The organism is Priestia sp. YIM B13490, from assembly GCF_042787735.1.
Lineage (GTDB): Bacteria > Bacillota > Bacilli > Bacillales > Bacillaceae_H > Priestia > Priestia megaterium.
This window is the reverse complement of record NZ_JBHZOT010000005.1, coordinates 57,349-75,302: the sequence shown is the minus strand read 5'-3', so window position 1 is coordinate 75,302 and position 17,954 is coordinate 57,349. Positions and strand designations below refer to the sequence as shown.

The window sequence follows — 17,954 nt, the reverse complement described above, 5'->3', positions numbered from 1 at the left end:
AGCCTCTGTTTTAATAGACGGACGTATTCTCTTTAGAAGTAGATTCTAAAATCTCTTTAACTCTTGCCAAGAATCTGCCGCACACCAAGCCGTCTAACACGCGGTGATCAAGTGATAAACATAAGTTAACCATATCTCGAACAGCAATCATGTTATCAATAATAACCGGACGTTTTACAATAGATTCTACTTGTAAAATAGCCGCTTGCGGGTAATTAATAATCCCCATTGATTGAACGGAACCAAACGATCCTGTGTTGTTAACAGTAAACGTTCCGCCCTGCATGTCTTCAGACTTCAATGAACCCGTACGAACTTTTTGCGCGAGCTCTGTAATTTCACGCGCAATGCCTTTGATTGTCTTTTCATCGGCTTGTTTAATAACCGGCACAAATAAAGCATCGTCTGTTGCAACAGCAATCGATACATTAATGTCCTTTTTCTGAACAATACGGTCTCCTGCCCACATTGAATTCATTTGAGGGAATTCTTTTAAAGCTTGAGCCACTGCTTTTACGAAGAACGCAAAATACGTTAAGTTAAAACCTTCTTTTTGTTTGAAGTCCGTCTTTAATGCATCACGATAAGAAACTAAGTTCGTTACATCAACTTCAACCATTGTCCATGCATGCGGAATTTCGTGCTTGCTGCGAAGCATATTTGCTGCAATAGCTTTACGCACGCCTGTAACAGGGATTTCTTGATCTCCTGCTGCAGACACAACCGGCGCGGGCTGCTGCGTTTTTGGAGCAGCTGCCGCTACAGGTGCTTCTGGCTGAACTGTTGATGCAGGTGTTTCTTTCACTTCAGCAGCTCCGCCTTTTTCAATAACAGCTAAAATATCTTTTCTCGTAATGCGGCCGCCCGCCCCTGTCCCTGTCACGGTATCTAAATTAATATTATGCTCTTGTGACAGACGCATAACGGCTGGAGAGTATCGACTTTTATTGGATTGACTGTCCGCTGTTTTTGACGCTGATTCTTCTACAGTCTTATCAGACGTTTTCTGTTCTTTTTGAGGTACAGTTCCTTCTACTTCAATTAAACAAATCACTTCTCCTACAGGCAAAGTATCATCTTCACCTGCAATTAACTCTTTAATTGTTCCACTAAAAGAAGAAGGTACTTCAGCATTTACTTTATCCGTCATGACTTCAGCTAACGGGTCGTACTTATTTACGTGATCTCCAACAGAAACGAGCCATTTGCTAATTGTACCTTCTGTTACACTTTCACCGAGCTGCGGCATCGTAATTTTTTCAATAGCCAATTGATACAACTCCTTTTAAAATTGAGCTAATTCTCTCATTGCTTTTTCTACTTTATCTGGATTCACCATAAAATATTTTTCCATTGTTGGTGCATACGGCATAGCTGGAACATCAGGGCCAGCAAGGCGCTGAATTGGCGCATCTAAATCGAATAAGCAGTGTTCAGCAATAATAGCTGCTACTTCGCTCATGATGCTGCCTTCTTTGTTGTCTTCCGTTAAAAGCAGTACTTTACCTGTTTTAGATGCTGCTTCAATAATAGCTTCTTTATCAAGCGGATAGACCGTTCTTAAATCTAAGATGTGTGCTGAAATACCGTCTGCTTCCAGTTTTTCAGCAGCTTGAAGAGCAAAGTGTACACAAAGACCATATGTAATAACCGTGATGTCGTCTCCTTCTCTCTTTACATCTGCTTTGCCAATCGGAAGTACATAATCATCTTCAGGGACTTCTCCTTTAATCAAACGGTACGCACGCTTATGCTCAAAGAAAAGAACTGGATCATCATCACGAATAGCTGCTTTTAATAATCCCTTTACGTCATAAGGCGTAGAAGGCATCACAATCTTTAACCCTGGCGTATTGGCAAATAGTGCTTCAACAGATTGAGAATGATAAAGAGCACCGTGAACTCCGCCGCCGTAAGGAGCTCGAATTGTAATTGGACAACTCCAATCATTATTAGAACGATAGCGAATTTTCGCTGCTTCTGACACAATTTGATTGACTGCGGGCATAATAAAATCAGCAAATTGCATTTCAGCAATCGGACGCATGCCGTACATTGCCGCTCCGATTCCTACCCCTGCAATAGCAGACTCTGCAAGAGGCGTGTCAATGACTCTTTCTTCCCCGAACTGTTCGTATAGTCCGTTGGTTGCTTTAAATACGCCGCCTTTTTTCCCTACGTCTTCTCCTAATACAAACACGCGGGAATCTCTTTCCATTTCTTCACGAATGGCCATTGTTACTGCATCAATATATGAAATAACCGGCATATGTTCTCCTCCTTACTCACCGTACACGTATTTTAAAGCCGATTCCGCTTCTGCATAAGGAGCGTTTTCAGCATAATCTGTTGCATCATTAACGATGTTCATAATATCATCAAGCATTTGTTTTTCTCTTTCATCGGTTAACACGTTAACCTCTTTTAAATAAGTCGCAAAGTACGCAAGCGGATCGCTCTTTTTAGCTTCAGACAATTCTTCTGCTCCGCGATATGCACGATCATCGTCATCACTTGAATGGGCAGTCAAACGCTCTGAAACAGTTTCAATAAGAGTAGGTCCTTCTCCTCTGGATGCACGATCTCTTGCTTCTTTTACCACTCGGTATACTTCAAGGACATCGTTTCCATCAATTGTGTAGCCTGGCATACCATATCCAATTGCACGATCAGATACTTTTGCGCATCCTAGCTGCTTTTCAACCGGAACAGAAATCGCATACTTGTTATTTTCACACATAAAGATAACAGGAAGCTTATGAACACCTGCAAAGTTCGCGCCTTCATGGAAATCTCCTTGGTTAGAAGATCCTTCTCCAAACGTCACAAACGTTACTAAGTCTTTTTTCTCCAATCGTCCTGCTAAAGCGATTCCTACTGCATGAGGCACCTGTGTTGTAACTGGAGAAGATCCTGTTACAATTCGCTTTTCCTTATGGCCAAAGTGACCTGGCATTTGACGACCTCCTGAGTTTGGATCTTCTGCTTTAGCAAACCCAGAAAGCATTAAATCGCGCGCAGTCATTCCAAATGCTAGCACAACACCCAGATCGCGGTAATAAGGTAATATGTAATCATTCTCTCTATTTAAGGCAAAAGCTGCGCCAACTTGAGCGGCTTCCTGACCTTGACATGAAATAACAAAAGGCACCTTCCCTGCACGATTTAATAGCCACATACGCTCATCAATTTTTCGTGCAAGCAGCATAGTGCGGTACATTTCAAGTACTTGTTCATCAGTTAATCCTAATGATTCATGACGGTTTTTTGTCATGTTTAAACCTCCTTTAATCATCAAAAATGAATCGCTTTTCCATCTACAGCTAATGAAGCTTCTCCCATCGCTTCTGAAAGGCTAGGGTGAGGATGAATGGTATGAGCAATTTCCCATGGTGTAGCATCCAATACCTTTGCAAGACCTGCTTCAGAGATCATATCCGTCACGTGAGGTCCAATCATATGCACACCAAGGACATCATTTGTGTCGGCATCAGCAATAATTTTAACAAACCCCTCTGCCTCTCCATATACAAGAGCTTTTCCAACGGCCTTAAACGGAAACTTTCCAACCTTCAGCTGAAACCCTTGCTGTTTTGCTTCTTGTTCTGTTAATCCTACACTTGCTGCCTCCGGGCTGCTGTATACGCATTTAGAGATTGTTGTATAATCAATCTTCAAAGGCTTTTCACCATGTAAATGCTCCACAGCTACAATTCCTTCGTGAGAAGCTACATGTGCAAGCTGCAGTCCGCCAATCACATCTCCAATTGCGTAGATATGAGATTCTTTCGTTTGATAAAAATCATTTGTGGCAATCACACCGTTTTCTACTACAATATCGGTATTCTCGAGACCAATTCCTTCGACATTCGCTTGACGCCCTACAGATACAAGCAGCTTTTCTGCTTCATATTCTTGCATATCGTCTCCTACTTGAGTGGAAATTTTCACCTGACCATCAATAGACAGTGTATCAGCCATTACTTTAGCAGAAGTAATAATGTTAACTCCTTTTGCTTTTAAAAGCTTCGTCATTTCACGGGAGATATCTTGATCTTCTGTTGGTAAAATTCGATCGCTGTATTCCACAACCGTTACATCAACATCAAAATCTGTGAGCATTGACGCCCATTCAATTCCAATGACGCCGCCTCCCACAATAATAATAGAAGCAGGAAGTGTTTCCATCTTTAATGCTTCATCTGAAGTGATTACTTTCTCTCCGTCAATCGTTAGACCAGGTAATGTTCTAGGACGAGACCCGGTTGCGACAATTACATTCTTTGGAATAAGCATTTCGTTTTCTTCACCGCTTTTTAATTCGACGGAGATAGTTCCTGGCATAGGAGAAAAAATAGAAGGGCCTAAAATACGTCCAATTCCTTCATATACGTCAATTTTACCTTTTTTCATTAGCTGTTTAACACCATTATGTAACTGTGAAACAATTTCTGACTTTCGTTCTTGTACACGTGCATAGTTCAATAGCACATTGGACGTTTCTATGCCAAATTCACTGCTTTTCTTAGCTGTTTGGTAGACTTCTGCACTTCTTAGTAAAGCTTTGCTTGGGATACACCCTGCGTGCAGGCATGTGCCGCCTAACTTATTTTTTTCTACAACCGCTACCGATAGACCTAACTGAGAGGCACGAATAGCTGCTACGTACCCTCCGGTTCCACCGCCGAGAATGACCAAATCATATTCTTTTGCCACACTGCTTCACACCTTTCTGCAAACGCTATTAAGCGCCTTTATATTCCTTCACTTCTTCTTCACCTGTAAGCACTCGGAGAGCCCCTTCAGCTAGCGCTTGAAGCTCATTTTCTCCAGGATAAACAATGACATCTGCAATCCACTTTACATGATTAATAATCAGCTCAACAAACGCTTTTGAATAAGCAATGCCTCCCGTTAAAATAATGGCATCTACTTTTCCATGCAATACCGTACTGGCAGCTCCAATTTCCTTCGAAATTTGATAAGCCATTGCTTCGTAGATAAGCTTAGCTTTTTCGTTTCCATTTTTCACTAGCGCTTCGACTTTCTGCACGTCAGATGTGCCCAAATAACCGACAAGCCCGCCTTTCCCTACAAGCATTTTCATAATCTCCTCGCGGTAATACTGACCTGAAAAGCAAAGACGAACTAATTCACCAACCGGTACACCGCCAGCGCGCTCTGGACTAAAAGGACCGTCACCGTGCAGGCCATTGTTCACATCAATTACTTTTCCGCGTTGGTGAACTCCGACTGTAATGCCTCCACCCATATGGGTAACAATAACGTTCATTTGTTCATATGTGCTATTCATTTCTTTAGCCACTTTTCGAGCAACCGATTTTTGATTCAGCGCGTGAAAGATGCTTTTCCTTTCCATAAAAGGAGTTCCTGAGATACGAGCGATGTCACTTAGCTCATCTACCACCACTGGATCAACAATGTACGCTGGTATATTTAATCCAGATGCAATCTCAAAAGCTAAAATCCCGCCTAAATTTGAAGCATGATGGCCGGCATAACCGTCTTTTAAATCTTTGAGCATGGCTTGATTTACTTCGTATGTGCCGCCTTCAATCGGGCGTAAAAGCCCTCCTCTTCCACATACTGCACTTAATTTAGATAAATTAATCCCTTCTTCATCAAGTGCCTCTAAAATCGAGTTTTTACGGAACTCATACTGTGCATATATCGTCTCAAACTGATTCATTTGCTGTGAATCGTAGCGGATTGTTCGATCAAAAATTGGTTTATCGTTGTGAAATACGCCAATTTTTGTGGACGTTGAACCCGGATTTATTATCAGCATTCGATATTCGTGCATATCCAACACATGTCCTCCTACCTTATCATTCTCATAAACGAAGGCTAGGTCGAAAGGATTTCATTTATTCCTTTTGCCTAGCCTTCAGCTCAAACATTAGCGCGTATGACGTCTACTTAAAATATGCTGTCCATTTTGTAAAAATTGACTGCGTGAACGACGCAGCTTTTCAATTCTTTCTTCAGCTAAGCGATCTGCTGCTAGATAGGTTGGAATGCCATCTCGCTTTGAGATTTCAACTACCTTTTCAATATTATCATAAATACCTTCAACTTTTTTCAGGGCACGCTCACGGTTATATCCAACTAGCTCATCAGCTACGTTAATAACGCCTCCTGCGTTAATAACATAGTCGGGTGCATATACAATGCCTAATTCATGAATTAAATCACCATGACGCGTTTCTTTCAATTGATTATTAGCTGCCCCTGCAATAACTTTTGCTTTTATTTGAGGGATCGTTTCATCGTTAATCGTTGCTCCAAGTGCACAAGGAGCATAGATATCACATTCTACACCATAAATATCATTCGGGTCTACTGCTTGCGCACCAAATTCTTCTACCGCACGCTGAACAGCTTCTTTATTAATATCCGTTACAATAAGTTTTGCTCCTTCTTCGTGAAGGTGGCGGCATAAATTATACGCTACGTTTCCTACACCTTGGACAGCTACTACTTTTCCTTCAAGCATATCTGTTCCAAATGCTTCTTTTGCTGCTGCTTTAATTCCTCGGTATACGCCGTAGGCTGTGACTGGTGATGGATTGCCTGATGAACCAAAAGCAGGAGATACACCCGTTACATAATCCGTTTCCTCATATACAATATCCATATCCTCTACCGTTGTGCCCACATCTTCTGCTGTAATATATCGACCATTTAACCCTTGAATAAAGCGACCAAATGCACGGAACATTGCTTCATTTTTATCTTTGCGAGGATCTCCGATAATAACCGTTTTCCCTCCTCCTAAATTCAAGCCTGCTGCTGCATTTTTATAAGTCATTCCGCGTGATAGACGAAGCGCATCTTCAATTGCAGCCTCTTCTGATTCATATGTCCACATTCTTGTACCGCCTAGAGCTGGTCCAATTGTTGTATCGTGAATGGCAATAATGGCTTTTAAGCCTGAATCTTTATCTTGGCAAAATAATAACTGCTCGTAATCGTATGTTTCCATATAGTCAAAAATTTTCATTGTTAGTGCCTCCTAAGAATTCTGTTGAGCGACGCTGATAGCAAGCGCCAGTGAGTATAATTTACTTTCTGATGAATCTGCTCTGGATGTTAAGACGACCGGAGCTTTTGCTCCTGCTAGAATAGCTCCAACTTTTGCTTTAGCAAAATAAATAAGGGATTTATATAAGACGTTCCCTGTTTCAATTGCTGGAACGAGTAATATATCTGCTTGACCGGCAACTTCACTTTGAATGCCTTTTTGCTTGGCTGCTTCTATGTTAATGGCATTGTCGAGTGCTAAAGGTCCATCAATCACGCAGCCTTTAATTTGTCCTCTGCGGTTCATCTGTGTAAGAAGGGCAGCCTCTACTGTTGCAGGCATCAAAGAGTTCACAACTTCAACCGCTGCAATAGGAGCTACCTTTGGCATCTCGATCCCAATCGAGTGGGCAACGTTCACCGCATTTTGAATGATTTGAACTTTCTCTTCCAGAGACGGCGTAATATTCATAGCCGCATCTGTTACAAGAATCGGACGGTCATAGTGGGGAACGTCAAATACAGCTACATGTGATAAAACATTTCCCGTACGCAAACCATGCTCTTTATTTAACACAGCTTTTAAGATAAGCGATGTGGATAAATTCCCTTTCATTACGATATGAGCTTGACCTTGCTGAACTGAACGCACAGCCAATTGAGCCGCTTCTAAAACGGACTCCGTATGTACGACCGTCACAGCCTTATGAGTGAGTAAGGATGGGCGGTACAGCCTGAATAATTCATTAATTGTCGTTTCGTTGCCAAACAAAATAAATTCAGAAACTTCCCTTGACACAGCTTCATACACTGCCTCAATTGTTTCTAAGTCTTCAGCTGCTGCAACAGCAACAGTCAAAGAAGACTGCTTAGCAACCCGAGATAAGATGGTAGCAAGAGTCATGGAATGTTCGACCTCTCCTTTTTCATTCTTTCTTTTGCTCCGTTTTAAAGAGCATACTGCGCGTTTATGCAGTCACCTAAAATACATGCAAGATTTGTGCCATCCTCTGCATATATTACATAATATAGCTGCTTATATCCGTTCTTACGCACAAAAAAAATTTTTTATTGATTCTAACACCAAATAGAAAAAAAGAATACCTCTCTATTTATATGCAATAAATTGCACACCATGCATTTTATTGCATGCTGTTATTTGCAAGATTGTATTTTTCCAACTTATAATACAAAGAACGCAGGGAAATATTGAGCTGTTTTGCTGTTTTCGTTCGGTTATACTCGTTTGCAAGCAGCACTTTTTGAATAAGTTCCGCTTCGTAATTTTCCATCATGTGCGCTAAAGTCTTCCCTTCGAACATTACCTCTTCATTCACCTGATTTTTTTCTTTTTTGCCCTTGCCTTCAAGTGAAGGGAGATGAACAGAATCAATCATTGTTTCTGTATAGTGCATATAAATAATCGCTCTGCCTAATATGTTTTCAAGCTCTCTGACGTTTCCTGGCCAGTCGTATGATCTTAATGACTGTAAAGCCCGCTCTGTTACTCCTTCAACATGCCGGCCGTAATCTTGATTAATTTTTGTAATTAAGTGTGTAACAAGCGCACCAATATCCTCTTTTCTCTTCCGAAGAGGAGGTATGTGAATCGGAATTTTGTTTAGCCGATAATACAAGTCCTGTCTGATGCTTCCATCAGCCATTCCTTTTTCTAAATTCACATTCGTAGCTGCAATAACGCGAACATTCACCGGAATAGGAGTCGTTCCTCCAACGCGAATAAGCTCTTTTTCTTGAAGCACCCGAAGCAGCTTAGCCTGCATATGAGCTGAGAGCTCCCCGATTTCATCTAAAAAGATGCTACCGTTATTGGCTTCTTCAAAAACGCCGCGTTTCCCCCCTCTTTTTGCCCCGGAAAAAGCTCCTTCTTCGTACCCAAAAAGTTCACTTTCAAGCAAGGACTCAGAAAGCGCAGCACAGTTAATCCGGACAAATTTGTTAAACTTTCGGCTGCTCGCATTATGAATCGCATGTGCAAACAGCTCTTTACCCGTCCCAGATTCACCTCTAAGCAAAACAGTAGCTGGTGTTTTAGCAGCAAGTCTAGCCTGCTCAATTGCTAACTGAAACTCTTCAGATTGACCAATGATATCAGCAAATGAATATTTCGCTTCAAGCGTTCTGATAATTTGACGCGCTCTTTTGAGTTCATTTGTAAGCTCTTGAATTTCAGACATATCATGAATAACACCAACGCTGCCTTTTAATTTTCCATCAACAATAACGGGGGCAACATTGACAACCACGTCTCTTTTACTCGGACCGAGCCTCATTCTTACACCTCGGACAGGACGCCTTGTTTGCAGTACCTTCATGTGCATACTGTCTCCTTCAGAGATATCGGCAGTCGCGGGCTGACCAATAATATCCGTCTTTTTTAAACCCGTAATTCTTGTATAAGCAGGATTAATTAAAATCCCTCTTCCTTCTTCATCGACAACCGAAATAGCTTCTTCAGAAGATTGTATAATAGCTTGAAGCATAGTTTGTACTTCTTTTAAGTTCGTAACTTCTTCTGCCAATCCGACAACGTCCGTAATATCTTTAAAAATCGAAAAGGCCCCAAACAGCTCTCCATTCTCGTCGAGTATTGGTATTCTAGTCGTAATTACCTTCCGTCCGCTATCTAACACAAATTCACTATTTTGATCAATCGTTTTTGTATGAAGAACATCAACAAGTTTACTATTTGGAATGACTTCATGAAGATGCTTACCAATTACATCTCTGTGTGAAAAGTTCGTCAAACGCTCGGCACTTTGATTAAATAGCGTAATATATCCATTCCTATCAATCACGACCATCGCATCATGAGCTGCGTTAAAAATAAGATCATATTTATACGATTCTTGCTTTAACCTCTGAATTAACTCTTCTTTTTCCTCCATCAGATTTGCCATAATTTCAGCAACCAATCCCGGCACTACCAGTGCATCAGCGGGTTTGCTTCTTTGCAATTGTTGAAAGACGCCTTGTTTACCTGTTGTTTCAACAATGACATCGAGCTGCTTTGTCATATAAGGCTCCCAATTCATTCCGGTTGAAATATCTTGTTCTTGCGCATGCAAAACAGCCGGCGCGTTAGCTCGTACGTCTACTACACCAATCACTTTCATAAATTCTGTTTCCAACAAGATTTTCAGAATAGCTAATCCGCCTTTTCCTCCTCCAACGATCAACACATTTTGCATATTTTTCACCTTTTCTACTTAATATGTACATATCCCGTGCAAAATATTGCATATACCTATCATATAAAAAAAGAAACGCTCTTGACAATTTATTTAGTTCTTTTATGATTCAAGTATAACGGTTTCATAATGTAAACGCATTCATTTTAAAAAAGAGAAGCGAAAGGAGCAGTTATGGTTCGAATTATCGCACTGCTAATCTTACTTATTCCCGGTATACTCGCTGGCTATGGCATTAAACTTATGAGAGATATGATTTTTGGCATCCTGCAATCCCCGTTCCCTTCTTTATTTTTGCAATTTTCAGTCGGCCTTCTATTATTTTTAATCGGCCTTGGATTTGTTGCTGGCTTTATTCTGCACAGAGACCGCAAGCGAAACAAAGTTCAAAACAGATTTCAAAAAGATAAAAAAACATCGCATTAATGCGATGTTTTTTTACGAAAAGCGTCCTCCAAATTGCTTCACCATTTTTTCTGGATAATCGGTAATAACGGATTCACATCCATATTTTCGAAGCTGCTCAGCTACTTTTACATCATTTACTGTGTAAGGTCGCACTGGAATTTGACAATCTTTTGAAGCCGCTACATTTACTTCATTAACAGTACGCTGATTAGGGTGAAGAGCTTTTGCGCCAAGATGCTGCGCATATACCCAAGGCTCATACATCGGATAAGAATATAAAATAGCTGTTTCAATCGTAGAATCCAGAGAACCAATTCGGGCTAAGCTGTTATGATTAAAAGATGAAATCATCGTTCGATCCTTCATCTTGTATAAATAAATTAAATCCAAGACTTTCATTTCCAAGTATGGATAGTCAAATATATTGTTTTTCAGCTCAATATTTACGCTAATTCCTTCACTTGAAGCCCACTCCATTACTTCATTTAACGTGGGGATTTTACATACTCCATACTTTTTTTTGAACTTATAGCTCGCATCTAATTTTTTTAAATCTTGATACGTAAAATCTTTTACATACCCTTTTCCATTCGTCGTTCGATCTACTTTTTCATCATGAATTACAGCAAGTTCTCCATCCTTTGTCATATGCACATCAAGTTCAATTCCGTGTGCTCCAACTCTCGCTGCTTCTTTGAAGGAAATCATCGTATTTTCAGGAAACGTTCCAGCTGCGCCGCGATGACCTATTACAAACATACTTGCTCAACTCCTCTATTATCACTTATTATTAACTTTAGCATTACTTAATAGTGAAAGCACGAATTTACTGTTTATACTTTTTTACTTTCATTACTTTATATGCAAAAGGAGGTTGTTGTGTATGAGACCACTGCAAATTTCACCGGATACAGCCGTAAAATTAGCGGAACAATTAAATATCCCCCTCGAGCAATTAATGCATATGCCTCAGCATATTTTGCTGCAGAAACTTGCTGAATTAAATGCGAGCGAAGATAAAAAAGGATCTGAATAACAGATCCTTTTTTCTTTTGAATTTCCATTTCCAAAAATAGTATTACCTTCTCATTTCATTCCCTATAACATATATTAGAATATTTAATAATATAAATGTATTTTTAAAAATGCTTTTAAATAAGTAATTTAATACTTTTTTGTGTATATTTAATTATTTTTTGATTTTTCCATATAATTTCATTGACGAAATTATTGTTTTTCTACTAAAATAAAAAGACATTATATTTATTCCAGTACTTATATTCTGATTTTTTGATTAATTCAAACAAAAGAATTAAATAGTATGAGAAAAATTTAGGGGGACTTCATTATGCAAGCAGCTGTACAACACGAAAATCAGCAGCCAAATGGGTCTAGGAAAAAACACCCTCCTGGACTGTACTTATTATTCGCTACTGAGGCATGGGAAAGATTTAGTTATTATGGAATGAGAGCCATTCTGGTTCTTTATTTAACTGCTACCGCTGCTCAAGGTGGACTAGGGGTAGATAAAGCAACTGCACTGAGCTTATATGGAACATTCACTAGTGCTGTTTACATTACGCCGATGATTGGCGGATATTTAACAGACCGCTTCCTCGGAAGAAGGCTAGCCATCACTATCGGCGGTGTGATTATGGCACTCGGGAATTTTTCCATCTTCATTCATCAAAGTGTAGCCGCTTTGTATATCGGACTTGCTTTATTAATTATCGGAAACGGATTTTTCAAACCAAATATCTCCACATTGGTCGGAGATCTCTATGAAGAAAATGATCCTCGCCGTGACGGTGCTTTTACCATTTTTTATATGGGTATTAACTTTGGTGCATTTTTCGCACCGTTAGTTGTTGGATTAATGAGTTACAAATACGGATTTTTAACAGCAGCTATCGGAATGGTTGTTGGACAAATTTTATTTAACCTACTGGCTAATCGCTACTTAGGTGATATCGGGAAAGAGCCTACAGGAAAAGTTCACGCAGCGGCATCTCAAACATCAACTGCTCCGCTGTCAGCACGAGAAAAGAAAAGAACGGTTGCTATCGTTATTCTAGCCTTCGTTGTTATTGCTTTCTGGACAGCTTTTGAACAGGCCGGAAGTTCTTTAACGCTATATGCTCAAGATCAAATTAATCGTCAAATAGGTAGTTTCACGGTTCCAACAGAGTGGTTCCAATCATTGAATCCGCTGTTTATCATGATTTTAGCACCAATTATGTCACTAGTTTGGTACAAGCTCGGAAATTCAAAACGCGGTGATTTCAAAACGCCAACAAAAATGGGTATGGGACTTGTGACAGTGGGATTAGGATTCTTAATTTTAATTCCAGCCGTTATGTATACTGGTAATGACCCAGCTTTAAAAGTAAATATCCTGTTCATGATTTTCACTTACTTCCTGCACACGCTAGCTGAGCTTATGATTTCGCCAGTAGGGCTGTCTATGGTAAGTAGACTGGCTCCATTAAAGCTTGCTTCTCTTTTAATGGGCGTATGGATGGCAAGCTCTGCTGTCGCTAATAAGCTAGCGGGTGTTCTTGCATCTTATACACAGTCTTTAGGTTATTTCGATATCTTCAGCTTAATCGGAGCTGTAACAATTGTACTTGGAATTATTGTTCTGTTCCTTTCAAAACCGATTGCTAAATTAATGGATTAAAAAAAGCAGCCTTTTCTGAAGGCTGCTTTTTTATAATTTACTTATCTATATCCCATTTAAAATATGGACATGAATTTTTCAATACATCTTCTAAATCTTCTTTCAAACACAAAACCCTCATAACAATTAAATAAATTATTTCAATAAAATACTCCACTATGGATATGAAGAAAAACAAGATGCACGTTCCATTAACCTCAATATTTTCACCTCTTAAAACAAAATAAAAAGACCAATGAATGAGTAAAATTCATCGGCCCTGCAGTAAAAAGTTTATTGGTTTTTAGTTTACTATCTAGTGTAAATTCCAAAGATTTATCGGCATGTACTCTGTATTACAAAAGGTATAAACTCACTCAAAACCCCGTAATTCCAGCAGTCCTATCCCTTTCAACTCGCTTTATGTTCAAGACGTAATTTATCCGCAACCATAGCGATAAATTCACTATTTGTCGGCTTCGCTTTTGACATGCTGACAGTATACCCGAATAATGAAGAAATGGAATCAATGTTTCCTCGGCTCCATGCTACTTCAATGGCATGACGAATGGCGCGCTCAACGCGGCTTGCCGTTGTATTATATTTTTTTGCAATATCAGGATACAGTACTTTTGTAATCGACCCAAGCAGCTCAATATCCTTATATACCATTGAAATGGCTTCTCTCAAATACAAATAGCCTTTGATATGAGCAGGTACACCAATTTCGTGAATAATGCTCGTAATGCTTGCATCTAAATTTGCTGGTTTGCTGTCGCGATGTGAACGCATGGAAGAAGATGAACGTTGCATGAATGAAGATGTTTGTCCGCTAACTTGACGAATATGATTCACTAAGTTTTCCATATCAAACGGCTTTAGAATAAAATAAGCAGCTCCTAAATCAACCGCTTTTTTCGTTACGTCTTCTTGCCCAAATGCTGTTAGCATAATGACATTTGGATAATTTTCTTTTTTCATTTCTTTTAACTGACCTAAAACTGCTAATCCATCTAGATGCGGCATAATAATGTCTAATACAAGAACATCCGGATCTTTATCTTTTAAAATGGATAAACACTCTTGTCCATTGTAAGCTACTCCGATTACTTCCATGTCTTCTTGCTCTGAAATATAATCTTCAAGCAAACCAATTAGTTCCCGATTATCATCAACCAAGCATACTTTAATTTTTTTCAATGCAGCTTCCTCCTCAGTCCTTTATGTTATACGTCGTTTCCTACGTGTCTCTATTCTTTATTCTAAAGGACAAATTCGACAATGCAACATTATTTCCTTTATTTTTTTAGAAAAAAGTCTTTTAAATGGAATTTATTCGATTTTCTCTTATTTTCTTTGTTTTTCGACGTTTTTCTCTTACATTTACGACAATAATTTTTATCAAAAAAAGCGAACTAATGACAACATTAGCTCGCTTTTTTTCGATTATTTTTATAAATATCGATTCCTGCTTCGTTAAGCATCCATTCAATATGGACACCGTAACCCGAGGTAGGATCATTTACAAAAACATGGGTAACCGCTCCAACGACTTTACCGTTTTGAATAATCGGGCTCCCGCTCATTCCTTGAACAATTCCACCTGTTTTCTTTAGCAATTTAGGATCTGTAATTTTAATAACCATTCCTTTAGTAGCCGGAAACTTTTGAGGTATAGTACTCATAATTTCAATATCAAATTCTTCTACTTGATCATCATCTACTACCGTTAGAATTTTAGCCGGTCCTTCTTTTACTTGATGAGATAGGGCAATTGGCATTGCTTTATCCATTATTCCATTTTCCATCGTTGAAGACAATTTTCCAAAAATACCAAAAGGACTATTTCGTGTAATATTTCCAATGATTTGTCTATCTTCAGAAAACCTTGCTAGCTTTTCGCCGGGAACGCCGTTAGAACCTTTTTCAATTGATGTAACGGTCGAACGGACAATTTGTCCATCTTCTACTACGATTGGCTTTTTTGTATCCATATCCGAAATAACATGACCTAAAGCGCCGTATTTTTTAGATTTTGGATCATAAAAAGTCATTGTGCCAATTCCTGCAGCTGAATCACGGATATATAAACCGATTCTGTAAGCATAATCTTGCTTATCTTTTAACGGATATAGCTTAGTGTCAAACTGCTTTTTTTCTCTTAAAATATGCAGATTTAATGGTTCACCCGTTTTTCCTGCCTGCTGAATAAACGGTGTAATATCACTCATTTTTTCAATGGTTTTACCATTAATCTTCGTAATCATATCTCCAACTTGAATACCCGCAATTTCGCCAGGAGATCTTTTACCTTTTGCTGTATCTACTTGATGATAGCCTACAACAAGAACACCTTTTGAATTTAATTTCACACCGATTGATTGTCCACCTGGAATGACTTTAAAATCAGATAATACCTGCACGTCTACACGCTTTACAGGAATACCGGCCAAATGAAGCATCAACTCTTCTTTGCCTACTTGTTTGCCTGCTACGGTCAGCTTCGCCTTGTTACTTGTTACATCGTAAACAGGTGATGAAGCTTCTACGCTAAGCGGTAATGTCGTATTAATTTTTTCTTTTTGCTGTTCAAATAAGACGATTTGTTTTGGAATGTGTATATATTGTTGCACAACTGGAATAAATCCTACAAAAATGAACGAAACAAGGAGAATCGCACCAATTATATGTCTGTATCGATTTTGCATGTTTTCACTCTCCTCGCTTCCTCGCCTAAATGGCTACACATTTAATTTAGCCTTCTTAGAGCGCATTTATAACAGAAGTTCAGAGAAAAATGAAAAGAAGTGCAAGGAAACATTTTCAGTTCCTCCATTTTGTATAAAAAAACACCTTTAACACATACTGTTACGTGTTAAAAGGTGTTTTTTTAAATGGTGTGCTTCATCTTATCCGCTAAATCTAAAAGCTCTTTGGCATGTTCCTTCGTTAAGCTTGTAATTTCAGCTCCTGCAATCATTCGACCAATTTCTTTTACTTTTTCATCAACAGTTAACGGAAGAACAGACGTCGTTGTACGATCACCTTTTATCTCTTTAGCAATAAAGAGATGAGTATCTGCCATCGCTGCTACCTGAGGCAGATGAGATATACAGAGAACTTGTGAATCAACAGAAATAGCATGTATTTTTTCACCGATCGATTGAGCTACTCTTCCACTTACGCCTGTATCAACTTCGTCAAAGATAATGGACGTCACGCCTTGATGCTTAGAGAAGATGCTTTTTAACGCCAGCATAATTCTTGACAGTTCTCCTCCTGATGCTACTTTTGCAAGAGGCTTTAAAGGTTCACCAGGATTGGTAGAAATATAAAATTCTACGTTGTCAATACCGTCTTTGGTGAATTTTATTCTTTCTCCATTTACTTCAACGTCATTTTTACCTGCATTTACAACAGAGAATTTAATTTGAAATACGGTCTTAGCCATATACAGTTCTTGAAGCTCATGATGGATACTGTCCGTTAACTCCTGAGCAAGTTTTTTTCGAATAGCTGAAACGTTATTAGCTTCTACTAATAAATCCTGTGCTACACTGTTTAACTCTTCTTTGATCTTGCTCACATGCGTATCTCGATTTTCAATACGATCAATTTCATCTTCAATTTGCGCTGCATATTCTAGAATTTCATCTACACTTTGACCGTATTTACGCTTTAAGTGATTAATTTCATTTAAACGCGCTTCAATAAAGTCTAAGCGTTTGGGATCAAATTCTAATAAATCAAGCTGCTGACGAATTTTATAAGATGCGTCTTCTAGCTGATAGAAGCTCGATGAAATGATCTCAGAAATTTCGGCATAGTTTTTTTCCAGTGACGAAATATCCTCCGTATGATTCATTGCTACACCGACCCAATCTAAACCTTGGTGTTCACCGTGCAGGGCATTGTACGCATCGTTTAGCGACGTATAGATCTTTTCAAAGTTAGAAATCTTCAAACGCTCTTCATTTAGTTCCTCGTCTTCGTTCAGCTGCAAATTTGCCGCTTTGATTTCATCTAATTGAAATTGAATAAGATCGAGGCGATGTGCCATCTGCTGTTCATTTTCAGTTAATTGATCAAGCTGCTTTTTTAGCGATGTATACCTAGAAAATACCTCTCGATACTCCGTCAAAGCCTCTTCTACTTTTTCTCCTCCATATTGATCAAGAAGAGTTAAGTGACGATCTTGATTCATTAAATCTTGGTGCTCGTGCTGTCCATGTATATCAATTAACGTCTGTCCAACTTCACGTAGGATAGCTAATGTTACGAGCTTACCGTTGATGCGGCAAATACTTTTCCCATTTGTAGTGATATCTCGGCGAAGCACAATCATTCCATCTTCCACTTCCAAACCGACTTGTTTGGCTTTTTCGTGACTCGGGTGCTGTTCTTCATCAAATAAGAAAAGTCCTTCAATTTCGGCTCTGTCTGTTCCGTGGCGTACAAACTCCGAAGAGCCTCTTCCACCTACTAACAATGAAATGGCATCAATAATAATCGATTTCCCCGCTCCTGTTTCGCCTGTTAATACCGTTAAGCCTTTTTCAAATGAAACAGAAAGTTCATCAATAATCGCAAAGTTTTTAATGGATAATTCAGCTAACAACCTGCTTCACTCA

General features: G+C 39.1%; 15 protein-coding genes. 3 read left to right on the top strand and 12 right to left on the bottom strand.

The window, feature by feature from the left end:
• Positions 1 to 10 precede the first annotated feature (10 nt).
• The 8 genes from ACFX4R_RS16650 to ACFX4R_RS16615 form a co-directional block, all read right to left on the bottom strand.
• On the bottom strand, positions 11 to 1,270 hold the full coding sequence (locus ACFX4R_RS16650) for a dihydrolipoamide acetyltransferase family protein (protein ID WP_162214946.1): 1,260 nt from the start codon (positions 1,268 to 1,270) through the stop codon (positions 11 to 13).
• 15 nt (positions 1,271 to 1,285) lie between these two features.
• Positions 1,286 to 2,269, bottom strand: a complete 984-nt coding sequence (locus tag ACFX4R_RS16645) for an alpha-ketoacid dehydrogenase subunit beta (protein ID WP_013084975.1) — start codon at positions 2,267 to 2,269, stop codon at positions 1,286 to 1,288.
• Between the two features lie 12 nt (positions 2,270 to 2,281).
• A complete protein-coding gene (locus ACFX4R_RS16640) occupies positions 2,282 to 3,274 on the bottom strand; it encodes a thiamine pyrophosphate-dependent dehydrogenase E1 component subunit alpha (protein ID WP_013084976.1) in 993 nt (330 codons plus the stop codon).
• A gap of 20 nt (positions 3,275 to 3,294) precedes the next feature.
• Positions 3,295 to 4,716, bottom strand: a complete 1,422-nt coding sequence (lpdA, locus tag ACFX4R_RS16635; protein WP_377569967.1) for a dihydrolipoyl dehydrogenase — start codon at positions 4,714 to 4,716, stop codon at positions 3,295 to 3,297.
• Between the two features lie 28 nt (positions 4,717 to 4,744).
• A complete protein-coding gene (buk, locus tag ACFX4R_RS16630; protein ID WP_370511583.1) occupies positions 4,745 to 5,824 on the bottom strand; it encodes a butyrate kinase in 1,080 nt (359 codons plus the stop codon).
• 96 nt (positions 5,825 to 5,920) lie between these two features.
• On the bottom strand, positions 5,921 to 7,024 hold the full coding sequence (gene bcd / locus ACFX4R_RS16625; RefSeq protein WP_013059125.1) for a branched-chain amino acid dehydrogenase: 1,104 nt from the start codon (positions 7,022 to 7,024) through the stop codon (positions 5,921 to 5,923).
• A 12-nt stretch (positions 7,025 to 7,036) separates the two neighbouring features.
• Positions 7,037 to 7,948 (bottom strand): phosphate butyryltransferase, encoded by a 912-nt coding sequence (yqiS, locus tag ACFX4R_RS16620; protein WP_043976264.1) that lies wholly within the window; start codon positions 7,946 to 7,948, stop codon positions 7,037 to 7,039.
• A gap of 238 nt (positions 7,949 to 8,186) precedes the next feature.
• Positions 8,187 to 10,256 (bottom strand): sigma-54 interaction domain-containing protein, encoded by a 2,070-nt coding sequence (locus tag ACFX4R_RS16615; RefSeq protein WP_043976261.1) that lies wholly within the window; start codon positions 10,254 to 10,256, stop codon positions 8,187 to 8,189.
• Between the two features lie 174 nt (positions 10,257 to 10,430).
• Here ACFX4R_RS16615 and ACFX4R_RS16610 point away from each other — a divergent pair, with 174 nt between their 5' ends.
• Entirely contained in the window at positions 10,431 to 10,682 is a 252-nt protein-coding gene (locus ACFX4R_RS16610) for a DUF2627 domain-containing protein (protein WP_013059128.1), read from the top strand.
• A 12-nt stretch (positions 10,683 to 10,694) separates the two neighbouring features.
• Here the strand turns inward: ACFX4R_RS16610 and ACFX4R_RS16605 are convergent, their stop codons facing one another.
• The gene (locus ACFX4R_RS16605) at positions 10,695 to 11,423 is read right to left on the bottom strand and encodes a glycerophosphodiester phosphodiesterase (RefSeq protein WP_028410665.1); all 729 of its coding nucleotides are present in this window, start codon (positions 11,421 to 11,423) and stop codon (positions 10,695 to 10,697) included.
• 124 nt (positions 11,424 to 11,547) lie between these two features.
• Here ACFX4R_RS16605 and ACFX4R_RS16600 point away from each other — a divergent pair, with 124 nt between their 5' ends.
• Together ACFX4R_RS16600 and ACFX4R_RS16595 are read left to right on the top strand one after the other, a co-directional pair.
• Complete coding sequence (locus ACFX4R_RS16600) at positions 11,548 to 11,700, top strand: YycC family protein (protein WP_013059130.1); 153 nt, start codon at positions 11,548 to 11,550, stop codon at positions 11,698 to 11,700.
• 312 nt (positions 11,701 to 12,012) lie between these two features.
• Complete coding sequence (locus ACFX4R_RS16595; protein WP_013084983.1) at positions 12,013 to 13,344, top strand: peptide MFS transporter; 1,332 nt, start codon at positions 12,013 to 12,015, stop codon at positions 13,342 to 13,344.
• 390 nt (positions 13,345 to 13,734) lie between these two features.
• On the opposite strand, the gene spo0A is transcribed toward ACFX4R_RS16595, so the two are convergent.
• The 3 genes from spo0A to recN form a co-directional block, all read right to left on the bottom strand.
• Positions 13,735 to 14,523, bottom strand: a complete 789-nt coding sequence (gene spo0A / locus ACFX4R_RS16590) for a sporulation transcription factor Spo0A (protein ID WP_013084985.1) — start codon at positions 14,521 to 14,523, stop codon at positions 13,735 to 13,737.
• Between the two features lie 227 nt (positions 14,524 to 14,750).
• Positions 14,751 to 16,031, bottom strand: coding sequence for a SpoIVB peptidase (spoIVB, locus tag ACFX4R_RS16585; RefSeq protein WP_016765539.1), 1,281 nt, complete (start codon positions 16,029 to 16,031; stop codon positions 14,751 to 14,753).
• 182 nt (positions 16,032 to 16,213) lie between these two features.
• A complete protein-coding gene (recN, locus tag ACFX4R_RS16580; RefSeq protein ID WP_028410663.1) occupies positions 16,214 to 17,941 on the bottom strand; it encodes a DNA repair protein RecN in 1,728 nt (575 codons plus the stop codon).
• Positions 17,942 to 17,954 lie beyond the last annotated feature (13 nt).